Annotated in this window: 26 protein-coding genes, 1 tRNA gene, 1 pseudogene and 1 riboswitch; of the genes and pseudogenes, 18 read left to right on the top strand and 10 right to left on the bottom strand. The window is 40.2% G+C overall.

The genetic code is table 11. The features are described 5' to 3' along the window. Nucleotides 1-3: 3 nt before the first annotated feature. From thiD to C6Y01_RS04000, 3 genes are all read left to right on the top strand, one after another. Nucleotides 4-810: a bifunctional hydroxymethylpyrimidine kinase/phosphomethylpyrimidine kinase gene (gene thiD / locus C6Y01_RS04010; protein WP_034663200.1), complete on the top strand. Its 807-nt coding sequence runs from the start codon at nt 4-6 to the stop codon at nt 808-810. Nucleotides 811-960: 150 nt separating this feature from the next. Further along, nucleotides 961-1737 carry an enoyl-ACP reductase FabI gene (gene fabI / locus C6Y01_RS04005; RefSeq protein ID WP_034663198.1) on the top strand — a complete coding sequence of 259 codons (777 nt, stop codon included), beginning with the start codon at nt 961-963 and terminating at the stop codon, nt 1735-1737. 113 nt (nt 1738-1850) lie between these two features. Next, the gene (locus C6Y01_RS04000) at nt 1851-2537 is read left to right on the top strand and encodes a CotO family spore coat protein (RefSeq protein ID WP_034663195.1); all 687 of its coding nucleotides are present in this window, start codon (nt 1851-1853) and stop codon (nt 2535-2537) included. A 35-nt stretch (nt 2538-2572) separates the two neighbouring features. Here C6Y01_RS04000 and C6Y01_RS03995 read toward each other — a convergent pair whose 3' ends face one another. From C6Y01_RS03995 to C6Y01_RS03975, 5 genes are all read right to left on the bottom strand, one after another. Continuing rightward, entirely contained in the window at nt 2573-3016 is a 444-nt protein-coding gene (locus C6Y01_RS03995) for a CotY/CotZ family spore coat protein (RefSeq protein WP_034663193.1), read from the bottom strand. Between the two features lie 206 nt (nt 3017-3222). Further along, nucleotides 3223-3714 carry a CotY/CotZ family spore coat protein gene (locus tag C6Y01_RS03990; RefSeq protein WP_034663191.1) on the bottom strand — a complete coding sequence of 164 codons (492 nt, stop codon included), beginning with the start codon at nt 3712-3714 and terminating at the stop codon, nt 3223-3225. 146 nt (nt 3715-3860) lie between these two features. Then, nucleotides 3861-4358, bottom strand: a complete 498-nt coding sequence (locus C6Y01_RS03985; RefSeq protein WP_034663188.1) for a spore coat protein — start codon at nt 4356-4358, stop codon at nt 3861-3863. A gap of 88 nt (nt 4359-4446) precedes the next feature. Further along, on the bottom strand, nt 4447-4782 hold the full coding sequence (locus C6Y01_RS03980; protein ID WP_034663892.1) for a hypothetical protein: 336 nt from the start codon (nt 4780-4782) through the stop codon (nt 4447-4449). 43 nt (nt 4783-4825) lie between these two features. Beyond that, on the bottom strand, nt 4826-5212 hold the full coding sequence (locus C6Y01_RS03975) for a spore coat protein (RefSeq protein ID WP_034663185.1): 387 nt from the start codon (nt 5210-5212) through the stop codon (nt 4826-4828). Nucleotides 5213-5389: 177 nt separating this feature from the next. On the opposite strand from C6Y01_RS03975, the gene C6Y01_RS03970 reads away from it, so the two are divergent. From C6Y01_RS03970 to spoVIF, 5 genes are all read left to right on the top strand, one after another. Beyond that, entirely contained in the window at nt 5390-5740 is a 351-nt protein-coding gene (locus C6Y01_RS03970) for a DUF1360 domain-containing protein (protein WP_034663889.1), read from the top strand. Nucleotides 5741-5811: 71 nt separating this feature from the next. After that, nucleotides 5812-5940 carry a hypothetical protein gene (locus C6Y01_RS19250; RefSeq protein ID WP_258182060.1) on the top strand — a complete coding sequence of 43 codons (129 nt, stop codon included), beginning with the start codon at nt 5812-5814 and terminating at the stop codon, nt 5938-5940. 86 nt (nt 5941-6026) lie between these two features. Continuing rightward, nucleotides 6027-6248, top strand: coding sequence for a hypothetical protein (locus C6Y01_RS03965; protein ID WP_106037852.1), 222 nt, complete (start codon nt 6027-6029; stop codon nt 6246-6248). 84 nt (nt 6249-6332) lie between these two features. Beyond that, nucleotides 6333-6470, top strand: coding sequence for a YjcZ family sporulation protein (locus tag C6Y01_RS03960; protein WP_003212017.1), 138 nt, complete (start codon nt 6333-6335; stop codon nt 6468-6470). Nucleotides 6471-6608: 138 nt separating this feature from the next. Further along, nucleotides 6609-6866, top strand: coding sequence for a sporulation-specific transcription regulator SpoVIF (spoVIF, locus tag C6Y01_RS03955; RefSeq protein ID WP_003212292.1), 258 nt, complete (start codon nt 6609-6611; stop codon nt 6864-6866). A 16-nt stretch (nt 6867-6882) separates the two neighbouring features. On the opposite strand, the gene C6Y01_RS03950 is transcribed toward spoVIF, so the two are convergent. Beyond that, on the bottom strand, nt 6883-9195 hold the full coding sequence (locus C6Y01_RS03950) for a UvrD-helicase domain-containing protein (RefSeq protein ID WP_106037851.1): 2313 nt from the start codon (nt 9193-9195) through the stop codon (nt 6883-6885). Between the two features lie 126 nt (nt 9196-9321). Here C6Y01_RS03950 and C6Y01_RS03945 point away from each other — a divergent pair, with 126 nt between their 5' ends. Continuing rightward, nucleotides 9322-9579 carry a hypothetical protein gene (locus C6Y01_RS03945; RefSeq protein WP_034663177.1) on the top strand — a complete coding sequence of 86 codons (258 nt, stop codon included), beginning with the start codon at nt 9322-9324 and terminating at the stop codon, nt 9577-9579. Nucleotides 9580-9658: 79 nt separating this feature from the next. Here C6Y01_RS03945 and C6Y01_RS03940 read toward each other — a convergent pair whose 3' ends face one another. The 3 genes from C6Y01_RS03940 to C6Y01_RS03930 are packed head-to-tail and all read right to left on the bottom strand — an operon-like array spanning nt 9659 to nt 11408. Next, nucleotides 9659-10093 carry a GNAT family N-acetyltransferase gene (locus C6Y01_RS03940; protein WP_058014269.1) on the bottom strand — a complete coding sequence of 145 codons (435 nt, stop codon included), beginning with the start codon at nt 10091-10093 and terminating at the stop codon, nt 9659-9661. Between the two features lie 6 nt (nt 10094-10099). Then, nucleotides 10100-10615, bottom strand: a complete 516-nt coding sequence (locus tag C6Y01_RS03935) for a YjcG family protein (protein ID WP_034663172.1) — start codon at nt 10613-10615, stop codon at nt 10100-10102. Nucleotides 10616-10667: 52 nt separating this feature from the next. Next, on the bottom strand, nt 10668-11408 hold the full coding sequence (locus C6Y01_RS03930) for an alpha/beta hydrolase (protein WP_106037850.1): 741 nt from the start codon (nt 11406-11408) through the stop codon (nt 10668-10670). Nucleotides 11409-11629: 221 nt separating this feature from the next. Continuing rightward, nucleotides 11630-11751: riboswitch (SAM riboswitch) on the top strand. Between the two features lie 79 nt (nt 11752-11830). On the opposite strand from C6Y01_RS03930, the gene C6Y01_RS03925 reads away from it, so the two are divergent. The 5 genes and pseudogenes from C6Y01_RS03925 to C6Y01_RS18880 all read left to right on the top strand — a co-directional run bounded on the left by C6Y01_RS03925 (nt 11831) and on the right by C6Y01_RS18880 (nt 15004). Further along, nucleotides 11831-12949, top strand: coding sequence for a methionine biosynthesis PLP-dependent protein (locus C6Y01_RS03925; protein WP_106037849.1), 1119 nt, complete (start codon nt 11831-11833; stop codon nt 12947-12949). Beyond that, nucleotides 12946-14124, top strand: a complete 1179-nt coding sequence (gene metC / locus C6Y01_RS03920) for a cystathionine beta-lyase (RefSeq protein ID WP_106037848.1) — start codon at nt 12946-12948, stop codon at nt 14122-14124. The genes C6Y01_RS03925 and metC overlap by 4 nt, the downstream gene beginning before the upstream one ends. A 129-nt stretch (nt 14125-14253) precedes the next feature. Further along, nucleotides 14254-14326: transfer RNA gene (locus C6Y01_RS03915), tRNA-Val, on the top strand. Between the two features lie 147 nt (nt 14327-14473). After that, a pseudogene (locus C6Y01_RS03910) lies at nt 14474-14721 on the top strand (peptidoglycan-binding domain-containing protein); the annotation flags it as partial. 106 nt (nt 14722-14827) lie between these two features. Further along, a complete protein-coding gene (locus C6Y01_RS18880; RefSeq protein ID WP_187704447.1) occupies nt 14828-15004 on the top strand; it encodes a hypothetical protein in 177 nt (58 codons plus the stop codon). 138 nt (nt 15005-15142) lie between these two features. On the opposite strand, the gene C6Y01_RS03905 is transcribed toward C6Y01_RS18880, so the two are convergent. Beyond that, nucleotides 15143-15418, bottom strand: a complete 276-nt coding sequence (locus tag C6Y01_RS03905; RefSeq protein WP_106037847.1) for a hypothetical protein — start codon at nt 15416-15418, stop codon at nt 15143-15145. 288 nt (nt 15419-15706) lie between these two features. Between C6Y01_RS03905 and C6Y01_RS03900 the strand changes: the two genes are divergently transcribed. The 4 genes from C6Y01_RS03900 to C6Y01_RS03885 all read left to right on the top strand — a co-directional run bounded on the left by C6Y01_RS03900 (nt 15707) and on the right by C6Y01_RS03885 (nt 19302). Continuing rightward, the gene (locus C6Y01_RS03900; RefSeq protein ID WP_106037846.1) at nt 15707-16537 is read left to right on the top strand and encodes a sialate O-acetylesterase; all 831 of its coding nucleotides are present in this window, start codon (nt 15707-15709) and stop codon (nt 16535-16537) included. A 154-nt stretch (nt 16538-16691) separates the two neighbouring features. Continuing rightward, nucleotides 16692-17354: a type A chloramphenicol O-acetyltransferase gene (gene catA, locus C6Y01_RS03895; RefSeq protein ID WP_106037845.1), complete on the top strand. Its 663-nt coding sequence runs from the start codon at nt 16692-16694 to the stop codon at nt 17352-17354. Between the two features lie 518 nt (nt 17355-17872). Further along, the gene (locus C6Y01_RS03890) at nt 17873-18364 is read left to right on the top strand and encodes a hypothetical protein (protein WP_044142121.1); all 492 of its coding nucleotides are present in this window, start codon (nt 17873-17875) and stop codon (nt 18362-18364) included. A 56-nt stretch (nt 18365-18420) separates the two neighbouring features. Further along, nucleotides 18421-19302 carry a hypothetical protein gene (locus C6Y01_RS03885; protein WP_223249863.1) on the top strand — a complete coding sequence of 294 codons (882 nt, stop codon included), beginning with the start codon at nt 18421-18423 and terminating at the stop codon, nt 19300-19302. Nucleotides 19303-19508 lie beyond the last annotated feature (206 nt).

Raw genomic sequence — 19508 nt, 5'->3', positions numbered from 1 at the left:
GAAATGACGATCAAAAAAGCATTCACCATCGCGGGTTCTGATTCTGGCGGCGGAGCTGGCATTCAGGCAGATTTGAAAACCTTTCAGGAGCTCGGTGTATATGGAATGTCTGCGATTACAGCGATTACAGCGCAAAACACACTTGGCGTTCACGGGATATATCCACTTTCAATCGAGGCGTTAGAGCGCCAAATAGATGCAGTGGCAGAAGATTTACGGCCAGATGCCGTCAAAACAGGAATGCTGTGGAGTGCCGAAATGATCAATACGGTTGCTGAAAAAACGGTTCAATATGAGATGAAGCTGATTGTCGATCCAGTCATGATCGCAAAGGGAGGGGCTTCTTTATTAAATGAAGATGCGGTCTCTGCGTTGAAAACACACTTGCTGCCTGTCAGCTATGCCGTAACGCCGAATCTTCCTGAGGCAGAAGTGCTGACAGGCATGCGCATTCAGACAAAAGAGGATCGCTATCTAGCAGCGGAACGTCTATATGAGCTTGGTACGAAACATGTCGTGATCAAAGGGGGACACGGCCCCTCTGGCGGTATGATAACAGATCTGTTGTATGATGGAAAAGGCTTTATAGAAGTCACAAACGAACATATTGATACCCCACATACACATGGCACAGGCTGCACGTTTGCAGCGGCATTAACAGCTGAAATTGCGAAAGGATACTCCATGAGAGAGGCTTTTGAAACAGCAGAAACCTTTGTCCATGAAGCCATCAAATTCCCTTTGAATATTGGCGCTGGACATGGACCTACCAATCATTTTGCTTATCAGCAAAACAGGCTCAAACGATAAGAGAATCGAACCGTCTTCACTTGCGAGGACGGTTTTTTGATGAAAAAGAAACTTTCTTTCAGCGGAAATTGTCATTCTCTCATGATCTGTGATAATATTATGATCAGGTACTAATACTATGTCTTGAAAAAATAGGAGGCTTTATTACATATGAACTTTTCTTTAGAAGGCCGTAATATCGTGGTGATGGGTGTTGCCAATAAACGAAGCATCGCTTGGGGAATTGCCCGCTCACTTCACGAAGCTGGAGCTCGTTTGATTTTTACTTATGTTGGAGATCGTCTTGCTGAATCTGTAAAAGAACTTGCAAGCACACTTGAGCGCAATGATTCAATCATTCTTCCATGTGACGTGACAAGTGACGAAGAGATTGAAAAATGTTTCGCTACAATTAAAGAAAAAGTACAAGTCATTCATGGCGTTGCGCATGCGATTGCATTTGCAAACAAGGAAGAGCTTGTCGGTGAATACTTAAACACGAACCGTGAAGGTTTCCTTTTGGCGCACAACATTAGTGCATACTCATTAACAGCTGTAGCAAAAGCAGCACGTCCATTGATGACAGAAGGTGGAAGCATCGTCACGCTTACATACCTAGGCGGAGAGCGTGTGGTATCTAACTACAACGTAATGGGTGTAGCGAAAGCAGCACTTGAAGCAAGTGTGAAATACTTAGCAGCTGATTTAGGCGCAGAAGGTATCCGTGTGAACAGTATTTCTGCTGGCCCAATTCGTACGCTGTCTGCAAAAGGCATCAGCGGCTTTAATACAATCCTGAAGGATATTGAAGAACGTGCACCGCTTCGCCGTACAACGACTCCTGAAGAAGTTGGCGATACAGCTCTATTCTTATTCAGTGATCTATCACGCGGCATGACAGGTGAGAATCTGCATGTTGATTCTGGCTTCCATATCATTGCCCGCTAAACGAATTATTGACTTGCAGCATACCAATGATGGTATGCTGATTTTTTATTTTTCTTCTGATTTGAGACATCCGCTCATATATATAAGGAATGAATCATTCGGGAGGGATTAGTATGTCAAATAAAGGTGATGAGAACCAGAAGCCGCTTATGTATATTGTTCAGCCGAGCTATGATGAATCAATGCCGGCCATGCAAAATATCGTGAGAAAACGAAAGAAATCAGAAAAACCGCAAGAAAGTCATCAGAGTGCAAAAGACGTGATCGAAGAAAGCACGCACGAGGAACCCGTGGCTCAAGAAATAGAGAAGAAAAAAGAAGTCGGGCCGCCTGAACTTCAGCAAGAACAAGACATGATGCAAGAAGCAGAACTTGCACAAGAACAAGACTTCACACAAGAAGCAGAGCTTACACAAGAACAAGACATCACGCAAGAAGCAGAGCTTACACAAGAACAAGACATCACACAAGAACCAGAACTTATACAAGAACGAAAACCCCAGCGAGAAGAGGAAAAGCCGCCAGAAGGTGTATTTCATGAAACAAAAGAAGAACGTAGAAGAAAACGAGTGAAAAAGCCTTTAAGTCAGATGAGTATTGACGAAAAAGTCGATTTTCTCACAAGCCTGCCTCATAATATGCCAAGAGCCCTTTGCCTGATTGAAGCTGATGGTAAAACATATAGAGGGATTATCATGGATCGAAAAGAAGATCTAGTGGTCATTCGAACAGCGGGCGGGGGAAATCCAGTTGAATTAGCAATAGATGAAATTTCCTCGATTCATCCGCTTGGCTTTTAACGAATAAAAAAAGTCCCATAGAGGGACTTTTTTTGTTAGCAGTTACGGTTGATGAGTCGTGGATTTAAGCACTCGATTGCGCAGAAGCAGTCAAGATCTACTTCAATGCAATACTTCGATTTTTCTAATCGGAACACATCACATAAGGAATCTTTATCTGTAAAATCTAAAATATGACGGTCTTTGTCAAATGCAATAAGCAAGCTGAGTGTTGCGCAGTGATCACAGATGTGTTCGACTCTGAAAAATGCAGTGCTGAAGCAAGGACCTGCATCTACTTCTCCGACGTTTCCGAATGCGACGAATGGTTTTGATTTGGATGTAAAGAGAACAAACGGGACAGTGTCACCTAATGAATGGGATGTAGAAAGGAGATTGCTGTAACAGCTGGTCGGGCAATCTTCTTCGACGGCACTTTGTAAGTCGTTAATATTTTCAACAGCCTCTGCTACACAGCTCCATGAATGTTTGCGGCTCATATTCAACCCTCCTATACTAGGAAATTTGTTTGAGTGTTTGAGCACTGTCATCATCTACAAGCTTTTTTGTTTTGCCAGTTGATACTTCTACTTTCAATCAATGCGGAAGCGGCAGCTCTTATGCTGACTGCTCCGCATGATTGGCTGTCATTCGTAAGGAAGGGGATGCTTTGACTAATGACAAGTTAGGTCAACGGACGATTGGTTTAGCCGTGGTGATGATGCTTTTTATCTTTCGATGGCATGACTCTGTCGACAAGCTCTGGGTTTAAACATTGGATCGCGCAGAAGCAGTTTAGATCAACCTCAATACAAAAGTCCGTTTTTTCTAGACCAAAGAAGTCAGGGTCACAAGGGTGACACACGCTTAGCGTATGTCCGTGTACATCAACAGGTCTTAATACAGATAACGTAGCACAGCAGTCGTGTAATTTTTCAACCCGGAAGAAAATGGATTCGAAGCATTGGCAATCGTCAACAAATCCTCCAATGTTTCCGAAAGTAGAAAACAATCCGCCCTTTTTATCAAAAATTAAAAACGGAATTGTATCTTTTCCAGAAACTGTCGGGCTTAATAAATTACTGTAGCAGCTCGTAGGACACTTATCTTCTACAGCTTCCTGCTCTGCTAAAATCTTATCAACCGCATCGCATACACAGTTTTCATCATGTCGGCCATGGTGTTTTCCGCAGCTCATGGATTTCAGCTCCTTTAACAAGGTATTTGACTTTAGTCCTTAACAACATATGTATGCGCCCTCTAGTTGGTGTGGGTAAATGACTATTTATATTTGTTGTATTTTTATAAAAGGAAAAGCAGAGCTTTTCGCTCTGCTTTTGGACATTAGAGGATACCAATTGCAACGATTGTCGCAACAAGTGTTTGAGTAAGTGTTTGAATCGCGATCGAGATATCCGCATCGATTGTCGATACTGTAACGTTTCTAGAGTTTTCGATGACAAGTTTCTGGCGGTTTGTTTGTTTGTGAGTAGCGGCTTGTAAAAGATCTTGTGTGACGCGGTCAGCCAGATCACCGTCTGCGATTGAGATATTTGTAATGGTGATGATCGCTGTTTGAACAGCTACTTGGATAGATGCTGCAACCTGTGCATCAACAGAAGAGACGTTAATGTCACAAGAGTCTCTGACGATAATGACTTCCTCAGATGTCTGCTTTGTAAAACTCAATTGATCAAAGTCTTGCAAGACATCTTCATCATCATAATAGTGGCCATCACAAACTGCTTTTCTTTCATAGTTGTAATCGCCGTGGTGTCCGTGGTGTCCGTGGTGTGTACAGTTACGATCTAGAGCGACCCAAGAATATGGTTTAGAATCCATTTCTATTCCTCCTTCCGTTTACTTTATTAAATGCTGGAATGCGTGGTTTTGTCTCGGGCATTTACCCTAGGAGGCAACCCATTTTTATTTAATCGTTATTACGCTGCGCATCACGGCGCTGCTGAATACGATCTCGAAGTGAATTTCGTTTTGGACGTACTTTTGGTTCAGGCTGTACTTCTTCCGCATGTTTTGCTGCCTCAGCCTGCCTTTTTTTCTCCTGCTGCTGTTCTACGAAATCATTTGCTTTCTTTTGTAAGTCCTCGACTAATTTCAAAATCATTCTTCTTTGATCATCTGAGATATTTGCTTTCTGATCATCTGTGATATTGTTTTTGTTTAACACATCACTTACAAGAAGACTCGTTAATGGATCAACATCAGTATTGATTTGAAACTCCTTTTTTTCGTTCTCTTCAGCCACGATGATTTCACCTCTTTCATACGTCATGTTAGAAAAGAAAGGGTCAAAGAATGCCGGCTTCAACTAAGAGTACATTCAATGTTTGAGTGAGAATTTGGACGGAGTTCATAATGGATGCATCTGATAATGTAATCGTAATGTTATAGCAGTTGATGATTTGAATCACAGTTTTCTTTTGGACTGTCACTTGTTGTGTGGATAAAAGCTGATCTGTGATGTCTGCAGCCAATTCATCGTCTGGTACAAGAAGTTGAATTAAAAGAGTAATGATTGTCGTTACGGTCGCTTGAAGGGAGAGTGCAGCTGTTACATCTGTTTTATGAATTGTGACATTTTCGGAATCTTTGATCTCAATGAAATCATCATAATTGCTGATTAATTCGTTTAACAGTTGTGTGTATAATAAATCAGCACTTTCTTCAATAGACAATACTTTCACTCCTTTCTTATCTATACATTATTTAATGCAGCAGAGGCTCAAGGTGGAATCGGAAAGCGTGAAAAAGTACAACCCAATTTTATTTCCGCTCGATTCATCATGGCGGTCTTTCTTTTTGCATATATAAAGAAAGGACGCAAAAAAGAAGAAAGAAGGAGGTGGAGGCTCCTGAGCGGTGCTTTGTCATTTGTCGTGTTTGCCCTCGCATCCTTTAGACTGACGAGGCTGATTGTGTTTGATACCATTACTGCTCCTTTCCGCCGTTTATTTCATGAAGAACAGGAAGAGGTCAATGAACAAGGTGAAGTGGAGACATATATCATCATTAAAGGTAAAGGGCTGCGGTCTTGGGTAGGAGAGCTGTTAAGCTGTTATTGGTGTACTGGCATGTGGTGCACTGCTGCTTTACTTCTGATATACATACTATTTCCTGTCTTTAGCATGTGGCTTAATTTACTATTAGCAATTGCCGCAGCAGCAGGCATTATTGAAGCGATCGTCTCAAAGCTGGTGAAATAAACAGGCATACTGATCAGACACGCTTTCAAAAAATGCATATACTATCATGGAATAGGAAAGGAAGGGTTGCGATGAAACCAACTGAAACACCGTCACATATGCTTCAAGGTTATCCAGCGCAGTCAAATCAACAATCTGTTTATACGAAGAAAATCAAAAAAGCAGATTGCGGCTGTGGAAAGAAAAAGAAACCTCAATAGAACAAAAAACAAAAGCCGGATTTATCCGGTTTTTTTGTTGCCCTTTTTTTGAGTGATGCATATGTAAGAGAGAAGGGGTGACCAGAATGGATGCATTCGAACAATTAATCGGCTCCTTGTTCACTAAACCTCATGATGGAAAAGAACAAGCGCACGAAAAGAGTGAAATGGATCTAGCGGATAAAGCGAATGATCTTGAGCAGCACTTAAAGGTATTTGGCGAGAAGATGGATGCTTTTGCGAAAGAAACAGAAGCATTCATGATGCGTCATGGAGAGGCAGATTACGTCTTTAAACAGCAGAAATAAAAATTCCGCACTTTTTTATGTGATCGTCCAAACCATTTGTAGTATTTTTCATATTTTGTAAGGGAGAAGAGGAGGTGCTTATATATGAGTTGTTACGGTTACGGTGGCGGTTCTTGCGGCGGCTACGGCGGAGGTTATGGCGGCGGATATGGATCAACATTTGTTCTTGTCGTCGTGCTTTTCATCCTTCTAATCATCGTTGGTGCTTCTTTCTTTAACTAAACAGTAAGAAGGTGAGGGAAGCAATGGGGGAGCCTTTTGCTTTCCTTTCTCTTTGGGCAAACAAGGCTTTAGGATAGGCACATATCTCGCCTATTTTCATATAGTAAGGTGATTACTCCACAAAGAGGAGGCAAATGAATGGATAATAAATTCTTTAAAAGCGTTGAAAATAAAACGGGTGTGAATATGAATGATGTTTTTAAGCTTGCAGGTTCTTTGCAAAATGCCAACTTTAAAGATGAAGCAACGGTTCGAGGCGTCATTAAAAAAGTAGCGCAGCTTGCGAATAAGCGTGTACCTAAAGAAATGGAAGACAAAATCGTTCAATCGATTACAAGTGGAAAAGAAAAGCTTGATTTCAATACAATCGCTAAAATGATGAACAACAAAAAATAAACAACAGGCTCTCCGCTTAAAGGGGGGCCTGTTGTTTTTCTGTGAATAATTCTCGGTTTTTCTTTAGTAGGGGATACAAAAAGCGCGAGCGATGAGCGGTTTTTCCTCGTCTAAATGATGGAACAGATAGATAAAGAGATTGTTCAGCTCTTGTCATGGCCACGTATAATAAACGGCGTTCTTCTTCTAGGGCTTCTTCATCACCGTTTCTTAGTTCATCGAGTGAGAAATCATGAGGCAGTGCTCCGTCGACCACGCAAGTGATGTACACCGTTTGGAATTCAAGTCCCTTTGCGCGGTGAATCGTCATGAGCTGAACACCTGGTTCATCTGTTTTTTCCTTTTCGGCAGATTTCATATGTTCGGCATGTGCGAGAAAGGCTTCAATCGTTTCAAAGCGTTTGGCGGCGGTTTTTACATCTCGTACATCATCCGCCCCTTTTTCAAGCACATTCGTATCGTTCACTCGTTTTTTTAAGTAATCACCAAGTCCCATCTTTTGTTCAATAAACGCCACAGCGTCAGACGGCTTTAACGTTCGTAACGTGCGGAACAGAGGAACAATGGATTGCAGCTTTTTCCGTTGAAACGGCTGAATATCTGTTAGTTTTCCGAGTGCGTCTACCATTGAACAATCTTCCGTGATGGTCAGTGCCTTCATCGTGTTCAAGGTCTGCTGCTTTAAAAAGAAAACCGGAAGCAGCTGTTTCATAGCAGCCACATCATCGGCATCCTGACTTAAAGAGAGAAAGGCGAGAAGAACCCGAACAATTCGTCTGCTGTAGAAGGCTTTGACACCAGCCTCCGTCTCATACGGAATCGCGGATTGATGCAGACGCTCATAAATCGCGCGGCCTCCTGTATTGGTGCGAAAGAGCACGCAGATATCATTCGGCTTTGTGCCGTTTTTAATTTTCTCCTGAATATCTGCCACGATCATGGTCGCTTCCTCTTCCTCGTCATATGGATAAAAGAGCGTAGGCGGGATTGTCTCCGCACGGACGGCTTTTAACGTTTTTTCATAACGATGCTGATTTTTCTTAATAATGGCATCCGCACTTGCGACAATCGTATGATGCGACCGGTAATTCGCATGTAAATGGACGATTTGAGCCGAAGGATAGTCACGTTTGAATTCAAGAATGAAAGCAGGATTGCTGCCCCTAAAGGCATAAATGGCTTGATCATCATCACCTACACAAAATAGCTGCTCAGATTCTCCAGCTAAAAGCTGAATCAATTGATATTGAACTGGATTAATATCCTGAAATTCATCCACTAAAATATACTTGAACCGTTCTTGATATCGTTTCAGCAGTTCAGGCTGTTCTGTCAGCATGTGCAAGCAGGCAATCGCCATGTCATCAAAGTCAAATTGCTGATTGTCTCGTTTTTGTTGTTCATAAGATTGATAAATCGTCCACATATGCTTTTCCTTTTCATCTTTCAAATCAGGAAGCTCGCCTGGTAAAAAAGCATTTTTCCAAAAGCCGATCGATTGCAGTACTTGATCGGTAGGGTAGTCTTTCTCATCAAGTCCTTCATTCATGATGGCTTTTCGAATGTACTGTTCCTTCTGCCAGTCAAACTTGATCAGGTGCTGGCCGTTCCATTTGCTTGCGTCATCGTGAAGCAGCATTTTATAAAAAAGACTGTGGAAGGTGCCTGTCACCACTTGGCTTGCTTGTGATGGGTGCAGCTGGTATTGCTTGCGCAGTCTTTCTTTCATTTCACTGCTGGCTTTTGTGGTGAAAGTCACGAGTAGGATATGGTGAGCAGGAATATGATGATGTGACATGAGATATGCCGCTCTTGCTGTCAGGACTCTTGTTTTCCCGCTGCCAGCGCCAGCCAGCACAAGCATCGGACCGTCTTTATGTGTGACAGCTTGAAGCTGCGGTGTGCTAAAGGTAATATGCGGAAAGAGATCGATGGTATGTGCTTGTTCATTCTCTTCTAAATGTAACGCATCGCTAAATTGAATCGACCTTGGTTCCTGCCAGTCATATGATTCATTCGTTTGCGAGATGATTTGTTTACCTGTTGGAAAACGGAAGCCCCCAAGTTCTTTATAGGAAGCACTTTCCTCTTGCTCTGCATTTTTTTTCTGATCTTCTTGTTCTTCTGCTTGTTCACACATCTCTTGCTGAGTCATATGTTTATGAATAAAGGCAGGTTTTTCATGTATATTTAATCTGAAAAAGACTGGTTGTCCGCAATATGGGCAGGATAAGTGCCCTTTTTTTCCCTCGTCATGGAGGAATTGATAATGTTCTCTCGAATACGTATGTAATGAGATCGTTCGATCATGTCGTCGTGCGCATTTCAAAGCTAGTCCTCCAATAGTTAATCAATCTTAAAAAGAAACACATCTAATCATATCAAATGAGACGTGTTTCAAACAGTCATAATTAGGGAATAGTAGAGTAGAAGAGAAGCAAAGGAGGCGTTCTTGATGGGATATATAGCCCCGATTCAGCCGGATCTGTATTTTCAATATATCAATCGTCCTGCTCCTCAGGATAAAGAAGACTACGCGAAAGTAACAAAGGTTACTCGCACCTTTCATGACAAGGTATACAGAGAGCTGGAGAAAAAAGAGGACTTAGTGACAGAAGCAGAAACGAAAGTACAGCAAAAAAAGCGGGAACGCTTTGTACGAGATATGTTTATGGAAGAAGGCAAAGGCGTTCATATTAATGCGTATATATAAATGATTACGCTTTCTTCCCTTGACGAACGATGATAAAGAAAAGCGAGGGCATCATGGATGCTCTCGCTTTTTCTTTTGGTCAAACAGATAGTGTTTTTGTCATTTTGACATGTGTGATCCCTGCTTCTTCAAACGGTTCAGAAACGGCTTTGTAGCCTTTCTTTTCGTAGAAAGGAAGAGCTTGGACTTGTGCGTGCATAACCGCTTCCTTCGCTCCATTAGCAATGGCTTCTGTTTCCAGCGCTTCTAATAGTTTGTGGCCAAGGCCGAAAGCGCGCGCCTCTTTTAACACACAAATTCGTTCCAGCTTTGCCTTTGGCCCTTCAATGATCCGCAGTCTAGCGGCTGCCTGAGGCTTCATTTCATCATTATAAATGACAAAATGAATGGCCTCGTCCTCTAGTTCATCTATTTCAATCTCTAACGGGACTTCTTGTTCTTTTACGAACACTTCTTTTCGAACGTAGTATGCATCTTCTCGTTGTGTTTGTGCTGTTGCGATGACTGTTTTCAAATGTCCTTAACCCTCTTCTCCTAAAATAAATGTTTCATAGACGGTCCAAGATCCGTTCTCTAACTGATATAAAAGGTGGAAGCGATCCACGGTTTCTTCATGGTCAATCTTTCTCAGCTTTAATGTACCAAGTACGTCTGAATGCTCATCATCTGATAGTTTTTGAGCTACTGTCACATGCGGAACAAAAGCATATTCAGGTGTGCCAGCAAGTGGATCTGCGTACAATCTTTCATTGAGCGCCATGATTTCCTCGTTCGGTTCTACTTTCATATAAATGACGTTGTTTACAGGAGCGAATGAACTGAATTTTTTAATACGTAACGTAATAGGAGAAGCATTTTTTGCATACTCTCTTAACGTTGAGACGACCTCAGCCGCTTCTAGATCCGTTAATTCAAAAGGTGTTCTTAATGTTAAATGAGGCGGTATGAGTGCATAGTTCGGATCATAACGCTTCCGGTAAGAGTTCGCAATATCTTGCAATTTTTTTGATGGAAATATAACAACTCCGTATTTCATCGTGTTCCCTCCTGATTAAGAAAGTATTTATTATTGTTTATTATAACAAAATTCAGTTGATTAACGAATATGGGAGCATTCTTTTTAACGAAGGCGCAATGAGCGGCTGCCAAAACGTCCATTTATGATCCCCTTCGAATGTCTCAAATAAATAATCCGCACCTGACTGTTCAAGAAGGGCTTTTAAATCTTCGTTCGGCTGAATAAAATCAAGCACTTGGCCATCTGTCGTTTTCACAGCCGTTTCTTCCAGCCCAATTTGATGGATAATGGCATAAGGAGAAAGGGCTGTCGACTGTTTAACGGCTTCTAGGACTGAATCATCAACGTAAGGAGACTGCAAAATCAGCCCGCCAAATAAAGAAGGATAATCAATCGCTGTCATAAGGGAAATCGTAGCACCTAGCGAATCACCAATAAACGTGCGTCCTGGGCCAATTTGATAGGTTGGATAGTGCGTATCAATATAAGGGACAAGTTCATTTGCTAAAAAGCGTTTATACGCTTCAAACTTTGTGCCATCTGGATGATACGTATTCCGTCTTTCCGAGACATTTTCATAAGGGACACCAATGATAATCGAGCGTTCCATTTCTTTGTTTTGCATCAATTCTTCCGCCTGTCTGCCTATTTTGCCTAAGCGGAAATAATCATGACCATCTTGGGCAATGATGACATGATATGTATAAAGGGGGGAGTAATTGACTGGCAAATAGATCAAAAGGGTCATATCCGCCCCAAGTTCTTTTGAATGTAAGGTTTCTTCTTGAATAATGCCTGTTTTCTTCACCATAATCCATTCCTCCAGCTAACCAATTTCATCACAAAGTCAAACGTTTCCATTCATTGTAACATGAAAAACAGCGTTGTTCCTATATGCTAACATGCAATCCATTCAGTTGACATCGAATCTGTTATAAAATACAGAAAATTTTAATTAATTGGTCCGATTCCTCTTGAAAAATGAGATTTAATGCGTTACAGTATTAAGAATTAGAACAGACAGACAACACATTCTTATCGTGAGAGGTGGAGGGACTGGCCCTTTGAAACCTCAGCAACCGGTATGCATCACTTCATGTGATGTACCAAGGTGCTAAATCCAGCAAGCAGCTTTTTTGCTTGGAAGATAAGAGGAAGCGATTAAAACCCCTTCTTCTTATGAAGAAGGGGTTTTCTGTTTTGAAATCAGATTTTTACTTAGGATGGTGTCAAATGACAGAACATGTGGAAACGACATTAGCTCAAATTGGAAACCGCAGCGAAGAGGCGACTGGCACGGTCAGTCCCCCCGTTTATCTTTCAACAGCATACAGACATAGAGGCATAGGGGAATCAACCGGATTTGATTACATTCGAACGAAAAACCCAACAAGGCAGCTTGTAGAGGATGCGATTGCTTCACTCGAAGAAGGGACGGCCGGCTTTGCCTTCAGTTCGGGAATGGCTGCGATCCAAACGATCATGGCATTATTTGAAAGCGGAGATGAACTCATCGTCTCATCAGACCTATATGGCGGTACATACCGTTTGTTTGAAAACGAATGGAAAAAGTACGGCTTACGTTTTCTTTACAATGATTTTTCAGATGAAGACTGTTTACGTTCTAAAATCACGCCAAACACAAAAGCGGTCTTTATTGAAACGCCGACAAATCCACTTATGCAGGAAGCAGATATTCAAAAAATAGCAAAGATTGCAAAAGAATATGGCGCTTTGGTCATTGTCGATAACACCTTTTACACACCCGTTTTGCAAAAGCCGATTACACTTGGAGCGGACATTGTCATCCATAGCGCAACCAAATATTTAGGCGGACACAATGACGTCCTTGCCGGTCTTGTGGTGACAAAAGGGGAGCAGCTGTCTGAAGACATGTTCCAGCATCAAAACGCAATTGGAGCCGTTTTATCTCCGTTTGACTCATGGCTTTTAATGAGAGGAATGAAAACACTGGCTCTTAGAATGCGCCAGCACGAGGCAAATGCGAAGGAGCTGGCAGAGTTTTTAAAGAAACAGCCAGAAATTCAAGATGTCCTTTACCCAGGCAAGGGAGGAATGCTGTCATTCCGTGTAGCCAAGGAGGACTGGGTCAATCCATTTTTGAAGCAGCTGAAAACGATCTGTTTTGCTGAAAGTCTTGGCGGAATCGAAAGCTTTATTACGTATCCTGCAACGCAAACGCATATGGATATCCCAGAGGAGATTCGCATTGCAAATGGCGTTTGTAACAAACTGCTCCGTTTCTCCGTTGGAATTGAGCACGTGGATGACCTGAAAGCAGACCTGAAACAGGCACTATCACAAGTGAAAGAGGAGGTACACGCCAAATGACCACACACGATTGGACACTCGAAACCCAACTCGTTCATAATGCGTTTAAAACAGATCGTTCAACAGGTGCAGTCAGTGTGCCAATTCAGCATGCATCCACCTTTCATCAAAGCAGCTTCGATGATTTTGGCCAATATGACTACTCAAGATCGGGGACTCCTACACGTCAAGCGTTAGAGGATACGATTGCGGCGCTAGAAGGAGGAACAAGAGGGCTTGCTTTTGCATCAGGCATGGCAGCCATTTCAACTGCTTTTCTACTATTATCAAAGGGAGATCATGTCCTTGTCACAAGAGATGTGTACGGTGGTACATTTCGAATGATCACCCAAGTTCTTTCGCGATTTGGCATCGAGCATACCTTTGTGGACATGACCGATTTGAATGAAGTCAAAAGAGGCATTCAATCGAATACAAAGGTCATTTACATGGAAACACCGTCAAACCCTACGCTAGGAATTACGGATATTGAGGGCGTCGTCCAGCTTGCGAAAGAACATGACTGTCTGACTTTTTTAGATAATACATTTTTAACACCCGCTCTTCAGCGTCCGCTTGACCTTGGCGTTGACGTAGTCCTGCACAGCGCAACGAAATTTTTGAGCGGTCACAGTGATGTACTGTCAGGCTTAGCTGTCGTGAAAGACGAGAAGCTGGGAGAAGAACTCTATTCGCTGCAAAACTCCTTCGGTGCGGTGCTTGGCGTGCAGGATTGCTGGCTCGTGTTAAGAGGGTTAAAAACCCTTCAGGTCAGATTAGAAAAAGCAAGCCAAACGGCCTTCGAACTGGCCTCATTTCTCAAAGAGCATCCTGCGGTGAAAAAAGTGTACTATCCAGGCTTAGATGACCATCCAGGGGCGGACATTCAGCGAAAGCAGGCAAGCGGAGCAGGAGCTGTTCTTTCATTTGAATTAGAAAACCAAGCAGCTGTCAAAGAATTGGTGGATGCTGTCACATTACCTGTATTCGCCGTCAGCCTTGGCGCCGTCGAATCCATTCTGTCATACCCAGCCAAAATGTCACATGCTGCTATGCCAAAAGAAGAAAGAGAAAAAAGAGGGATTACGGACGGCCTGCTTCGATTAAGTGTAGGGGTCGAAAACGGAGAAGACCTCAAACGCGACTTCAAACAAGCACTAGATCAACTTAAGCCTGTTCTTGTAAACCAATCATAAAAGAGAGAAAAAAGCCGGTCCGGTTACCGGCTTTTTGACCTTTTTTGAACAAAACCATTGACGACTGATCATGATGGTTATATAATAGAGAATGTCAGTAACAGAAAGCCCAGAACTGATACATAACCCGATTCCGTAGCTCAGCTGGGAGAGCGCTACCTTGACAGGGTAGAGGTCGCTGGTTCGAGCCCAGTCGGAATCATCGTTGAAACCCTTGCACAGCAAGGGTTTTTTGTTTTTTTGACAACGAATATTTGTTCTGTTTCTCTTGATTGGGGACGAATTGGGGACGAACTTTATCCACCAGATTTTGTTTCTGAGTATTTTTAGGATTAAAACGATTAAAGTGTTCAACTTACCATCTGGCATCGTTAAAGTGACCGAATTGACAAGGGGCGCTAGAGTAAAAGCCCTACAGGGAGCACTGGCTGCTGTATTTTTTTATCCTGAAAAGGAAGTCAAAAACAATGGGAAAGATGGCTACTTTGGAACAAAACAGAAAATGCGGTCAAACGATTCCAGCTCATGCATGGGCTTAGCGCTGAAGGTATCTATGGTCCGAAGACAAAAGCAGCTCTTCAAAAAGCATCGAAATAAGTAAATCCTGTCCTTTATTGGATATGGGTTTTTTGTGTTTTAATTGGGAAAAGTTGGTTATAAGGGTAGGTAAAACGTGATATGATTGTAAAAAGGAGGTAATATGATGACATTTAAAAGAGCGTTCAATATAGGTTATTTTGTTTTGCTTTTATTTTTTATTGTCGTATATTTCTTGCTTCCAGTCGATCAAATATTTACTGCAATCATCATCCTAACCGTACTATTTGGAGTATATCAATTTGTGATTTTCAAAAAACTAAAAGAACAAAAACAGCAATAAAAGACGCCCTAGTGCATTAGACTGGGGCGATTTTTTTCAACCAGTTCCACACATATACACTTTTCCTGGAGAACTTATTTCGTCCAGTTTTTTATTTTTACGTTTACTGTCTGAGAACATTTTCAAATGGCTCTTTCTTCATAAGTAACAAATGTCAGTGTCTGCACGTGTTCCCCAACGTACGGAGAAGTAACCTGTTTTCATTTTCAATTGGATCATTACTTGAGCAGCAGCAATCCAGCCAACATAAGGAATACGGTTTAAAATTGCTGCTGCAATTACTCCTACAGCTGCCTTTCCCTCTACTGTAACACGGTAATGATCATATTTGGACCACGCCCATTTTCCCTTTTGTTTTTGTGTTGTGAAATTATTATTCGCTAACTGTTCAAGAGAATTACTAACTTTATTCATATGATTTTCTAATACAATGCTATTTGCAATCTTATTTACTTGTTCTTCAATTGCGGCTATTTCGTAAGATTTTAGTTAGTTACTAGAAACAGAAATATTACCTGTCTCTTTGTTAGAGGTATAGGTGGTTGTTCCAAGTTCAGTTTTAAAAATTGTAGATTAATAGCTTTATGCACTTTTCGAATAAATTAAAAGAAGCCCTAATCTAGAAATAACAGAGGAAAGATAAACTGATAACGTTCAGGAGAATACACATTTGATAAAATATTTAGTGGAGGAGAGAAAGATATGAAGTCACTTTTACTAATTGGACAATCAAATATGGCGGGGCGCGGCTTCAAGCATGAAGTGCCTCCGATTTATAATGAAAGAATCATGATGTTGCGAAATGGTAGATGGCAAATGATGACTGAACCCATTCATTTTGATAGGCCGGTAGCTGGTGTAGGACTGGCGGCTTCCTTTGCGGAGGCTTGGTGCAAGGATCATGAAGGAGAGAAGATTGGTCTTATTCCATGTGCAGAAGGTGGCAGTTCCATTGATGAGTGGTCGCTAGACGGAGCATTATTTCATCATGCAATAAATGAAGCTAAATTTGCAAAGGAAAATAGCGAATTGGTCGGGATATTATGGCATCAAGGAGAAAGTGACAGCCAAGATGGGAAATACAAAGCATACTATGAAAAAATACTAAGATTATTTCATGAACTAAGAACTGAATTATCTGTACCTAACATTCCGCTTTTAATAGGAGGTTTGGGCGATTACTTGGGAAAAGTGGCATTTGGTGCAGGGTATGTGGAATATCAACGTATTAATGAGGAACTACAAAAATATGCACATCATAATGAAAATTGTTATTATGTTACTGCGAAAGGTCTTATATCTAACCCAGACGGAATTCACATCAATGCGATGTCCCAGAGAATATTTGGTATAAGATACTATGAAGCTTTTCGAAAAAAAGAACATATACATGAGCCATTACCAAATGAAAATGAGTTAGTCAATGAATGTCATAATAGAATGAATACCTCAGCGGAGAAAAAATACATAGCACTAGAAAAGTTCACGTTGGGCAAGATTACTTACGAAGAGTTGCTGGAGGCTTTATCGTAGGTTAAGCTTATGGTAGCCTTTGAATGAAACCGTTATAACTCATAGTTGTGATAGACAGAAACATTACATATCTCTTGAAAGGATGATTGTGGTGGTGAAATCAGATAAAGTCTCCTCCTGAATACATGAAATCACATTCAGGAGGAGATAAAAAATGTTTAAACAAATAGACGAAAATTACCCGCGAAAAGAGCACTTTCATCATTATATGACGTTAACCCGATGCTCATATAGCCTGGTGATCGATTTAGACATTACGACTTTGTATTCCATATTGAAAGAAAAAAAGCTAAAAGTATATCCTGTGCAAATTTATTTGTTAGCAAGAGCTGTGCAAAAAATACGAGAGTTTCGAATGGATCAAGTGAACGATGAACTTGGCTACTGGGAACTTCTCCATCCTAGTTATACGATTTTAAATAAAGAAACGAAGACATTTTCAAGTATTTGGACGCCTTATGACGAAAACTTTGCTCAGTTTTATAAAAGCTGTGCAGCGGACATTGAAACATTTAGCGAAAGCAGCAAACTATTTCCAAAACCTTATATGCCAAAAAACATGTTCAATATTTCAAGTCTGCCGTGGATTGATTTCACTTCTTTTCATCTTAATATATCTACAGATGAAACTTATTTACTGCCAATATTTACGTTAGGTCAATTTAAGATGAAAGAAGAAAAAATCATCCTGCCAGTCGCCATTCAAGTACATCATGCTGTTTGTGATGGCTATCATGTAGGTCAATATGTGGAATATTTGAGATGGCTTATAAAACATTGTGAAGAGTGGTTAAATGATTCATTGCAGATTACCTGAAGACAAAAGGTGTTCTCATGGAAATCTAGAAGATGAAGGCAGACTGAAATGAGTCTGCCTTTTTGTTTTGTGATGAATGTACAAGTACTTGTGCTAAAGGTTATTGGTGTGCAAAATAGCAATCAAGTTATGTTTCTCGGAAGTTCTTTATTGCGGTTTTTTTGCGGTGCTTTATAAATCCCTTTATGTGATAATAAATGTAATATAAGGTAATTTAATGGAAGTGAGTAGGAGGTGTGGGGAATTCTAGTTTAAACTGTCTTAAAGAGTATGCCTGTAAACTTGATTGTTACGATTCTGAGTGTTTGTTATATATGTTTTTTATCAAATATTATAGGTGATGAACTACGGAATTAAGAATAATCTTTCCTTTTAGTAAGAAGGGTGGGTAGACTCTAAATAAAGAATAACAGTTATTTGTTAAATATACAAAACTTAATACTCACTGAAACTTCATACCGTTATATTGCACTATCAGTATATATTTTACTGAAAATTGACTAAAGGTGGTTTAAATTATGAAAAAAAGCAATACATTATTACTTTCTTCAATACTTTTAGCTGGAACGATATTCCCAGCAACTGTTTCAGCAACAAATGTTGATAAAAATGAAAATGAATGGATAACGATTGCAGAGGATTCTGCAAGGGATTCTGTATCGCATTCAATTAACAAAAAATCGGCTAAATCTGACTATGTTACTAATTGGAAACTAAGAAAAACTGGTGGAGCGATTGGTGAGATATTTCAATGTAAATACAGCATGTTAACTACAGCGAAGTCAAAGGGGAAAATTGATTATATTGAAGCAAAATCTCGACTATATGGAGGAGATGGAGGACTTTCTAAAAGCAAAACTGATTCTGCAAAGAAATCTAATTATGCTGGAGCAAATGCTGCCGGTGGTGTAAGTGGGGGTTGGGGATGTAAAGGTAAAGCGATAGGAAACTCATTATATAAAGATAGTGGTTATAAAACTGTTAGTCGCCAAAAGACTTTTAAAATATAATATTAGTGATGAGACATAGAACAATTTTATTCATAACAATTTTCATAGTGTTACTAGTGACACTTATTTTATTTCTCAGACAAGAAAAAGTCTCTAGTGATAAAGAGTATAATGATGAAATGATGGATGTTACTGGTCCAGGAACAGATACCGTTTCATATGGTATGTATGAACCTGAGGGGAAATTGCTTGATACACTAGATATCGGTTTCATTAAAAATAACCAAATTAACAAAGTTCTTTCCTTCTCACATTACATAGATGCAGATAGAAAGTACACGTTACTCTTACTAGCAAATTTTAAACAAATAGAATTCTCTGCAGATAATCATAAGCCATCTAAATCATACACATTTGAGATGACTAAAGATCAGGTGATCGCATTACCAATTAAAGCTAAATTACCGAAAGATGTTGGAGAAATCGCGTTTATTATCGTTCCTGAGGCAAAGTATCATTTAAAAGACAATGATATAGAAATAGCCACTGGCTTACAAGAAAACTATATTATGCGCTACATTACAAAAAAAGCTTCATCTAATAAGTTTGGAAGTGAACTTCACCCCACATATAAAACGGATGAATTAACTGGAGAAGAAATTTTCATGGCTTCAGGAAAAATGTCAAATAAGGTTCTATATACTTCCAAAAGTCAAATGCCTGTCTATCTCCAATTGTATAATAACGGTAAAGAAAAAATGAATTATGCTTTAGTGGCTTTCTCGGAAAACAATCAACAAAAATTTAATGGGAAACATGTGATGTATGTATCTGTAGAGAATGAAAAAACAAATGTTTATAAAATAAAATTGCCAAAAGTTAAAAAGGAAAATAATTTTCAAATAATTGCTTTTCCTGCACCTTTTGATAATAGTACTAAATTTGAGGAAGTTAATTTTAGAGGCTATTCTTCAATTAGAACGTTAATTCAACCATAGGGGGCAATTTTATGTGGATTATCATTATTTTGTTAATCATATTGATAGGATTTACAGGAAACATTGTGTCGATTTTAAGGAATATAAAACAATCTAATGAAAAAATTATAAAATTATTAGAAGAAAATCAGCCACCAAAATAGTTCATCAGTTCATAGTAACAAGCATAGAGCTAAAGTTTTATTACAGCTCAAAGAGAATAACAA

The sequence above is a fragment of the Bacillus sp. NMCC46 genome (genome assembly GCF_002998465.1).
In the GTDB taxonomy this organism is placed as follows: Bacteria; Bacillota; Bacilli; order Bacillales; family Bacillaceae; genus Bacillus.
Note: the sequence above shows the minus strand (reverse complement) of the source record. Positions and strands in the feature narration are given on the sequence as shown.

What these genes read in the sequence shown, in the direction of transcription:
- thiD (WP_034663200.1), top strand. Translation starts at nt 4, where the DNA reads ATGACGATCAAAAAAGCATTCACCATCGCGGGTTCTGATTCTGGCGGC.
- fabI (WP_034663198.1), top strand. Translation starts at nt 961, where the DNA reads ATGAACTTTTCTTTAGAAGGCCGTAATATCGTGGTGATGGGTGTTGCC.
- C6Y01_RS04000 (WP_034663195.1), top strand. Translation starts at nt 1,851, where the DNA reads ATGTCAAATAAAGGTGATGAGAACCAGAAGCCGCTTATGTATATTGTT.
- C6Y01_RS03995 (WP_034663193.1), bottom strand. Translation starts at nt 3,016, where the DNA reads ATGAGCCGCAAACATTCATGGAGCTGTGTAGCAGAGGCTGTTGAAAAT.
- C6Y01_RS03990 (WP_034663191.1), bottom strand. Translation starts at nt 3,714, where the DNA reads ATGAGCTGCGGAAAACACCATGGCCGACATGATGAAAACTGTGTATGC.
- C6Y01_RS03985 (WP_034663188.1), bottom strand. Translation starts at nt 4,358, where the DNA reads ATGGATTCTAAACCATATTCTTGGGTCGCTCTAGATCGTAACTGTACA.
- C6Y01_RS19250 (WP_258182060.1), top strand. Translation starts at nt 5,812, where the DNA reads ATGAAACCAACTGAAACACCGTCACATATGCTTCAAGGTTATCCAGCG.
- C6Y01_RS03965 (WP_106037852.1), top strand. Translation starts at nt 6,027, where the DNA reads ATGGATGCATTCGAACAATTAATCGGCTCCTTGTTCACTAAACCTCAT.
- C6Y01_RS03960 (WP_003212017.1), top strand. Translation starts at nt 6,333, where the DNA reads ATGAGTTGTTACGGTTACGGTGGCGGTTCTTGCGGCGGCTACGGCGGA.
- spoVIF (WP_003212292.1), top strand. Translation starts at nt 6,609, where the DNA reads ATGGATAATAAATTCTTTAAAAGCGTTGAAAATAAAACGGGTGTGAAT.
- C6Y01_RS03945 (WP_034663177.1), top strand. Translation starts at nt 9,322, where the DNA reads ATGGGATATATAGCCCCGATTCAGCCGGATCTGTATTTTCAATATATC.
- C6Y01_RS03935 (WP_034663172.1), bottom strand. Translation starts at nt 10,615, where the DNA reads ATGAAATACGGAGTTGTTATATTTCCATCAAAAAAATTGCAAGATATT.
- C6Y01_RS03930 (WP_106037850.1), bottom strand. Translation starts at nt 11,408, where the DNA reads ATGGTGAAGAAAACAGGCATTATTCAAGAAGAAACCTTACATTCAAAA.
- C6Y01_RS03925 (WP_106037849.1), top strand. Translation starts at nt 11,831, where the DNA reads ATGACAGAACATGTGGAAACGACATTAGCTCAAATTGGAAACCGCAGC.
- metC (WP_106037848.1), top strand. Translation starts at nt 12,946, where the DNA reads ATGACCACACACGATTGGACACTCGAAACCCAACTCGTTCATAATGCG.
- C6Y01_RS18880 (WP_187704447.1), top strand. Translation starts at nt 14,828, where the DNA reads ATGACATTTAAAAGAGCGTTCAATATAGGTTATTTTGTTTTGCTTTTA.
- C6Y01_RS03905 (WP_106037847.1), bottom strand. Translation starts at nt 15,418, where the DNA reads ATGAATAAAGTTAGTAATTCTCTTGAACAGTTAGCGAATAATAATTTC.
- C6Y01_RS03900 (WP_106037846.1), top strand. Translation starts at nt 15,707, where the DNA reads ATGAAGTCACTTTTACTAATTGGACAATCAAATATGGCGGGGCGCGGC.
- catA (WP_106037845.1), top strand. Translation starts at nt 16,692, where the DNA reads ATGTTTAAACAAATAGACGAAAATTACCCGCGAAAAGAGCACTTTCAT.
- C6Y01_RS03890 (WP_044142121.1), top strand. Translation starts at nt 17,873, where the DNA reads ATGAAAAAAAGCAATACATTATTACTTTCTTCAATACTTTTAGCTGGA.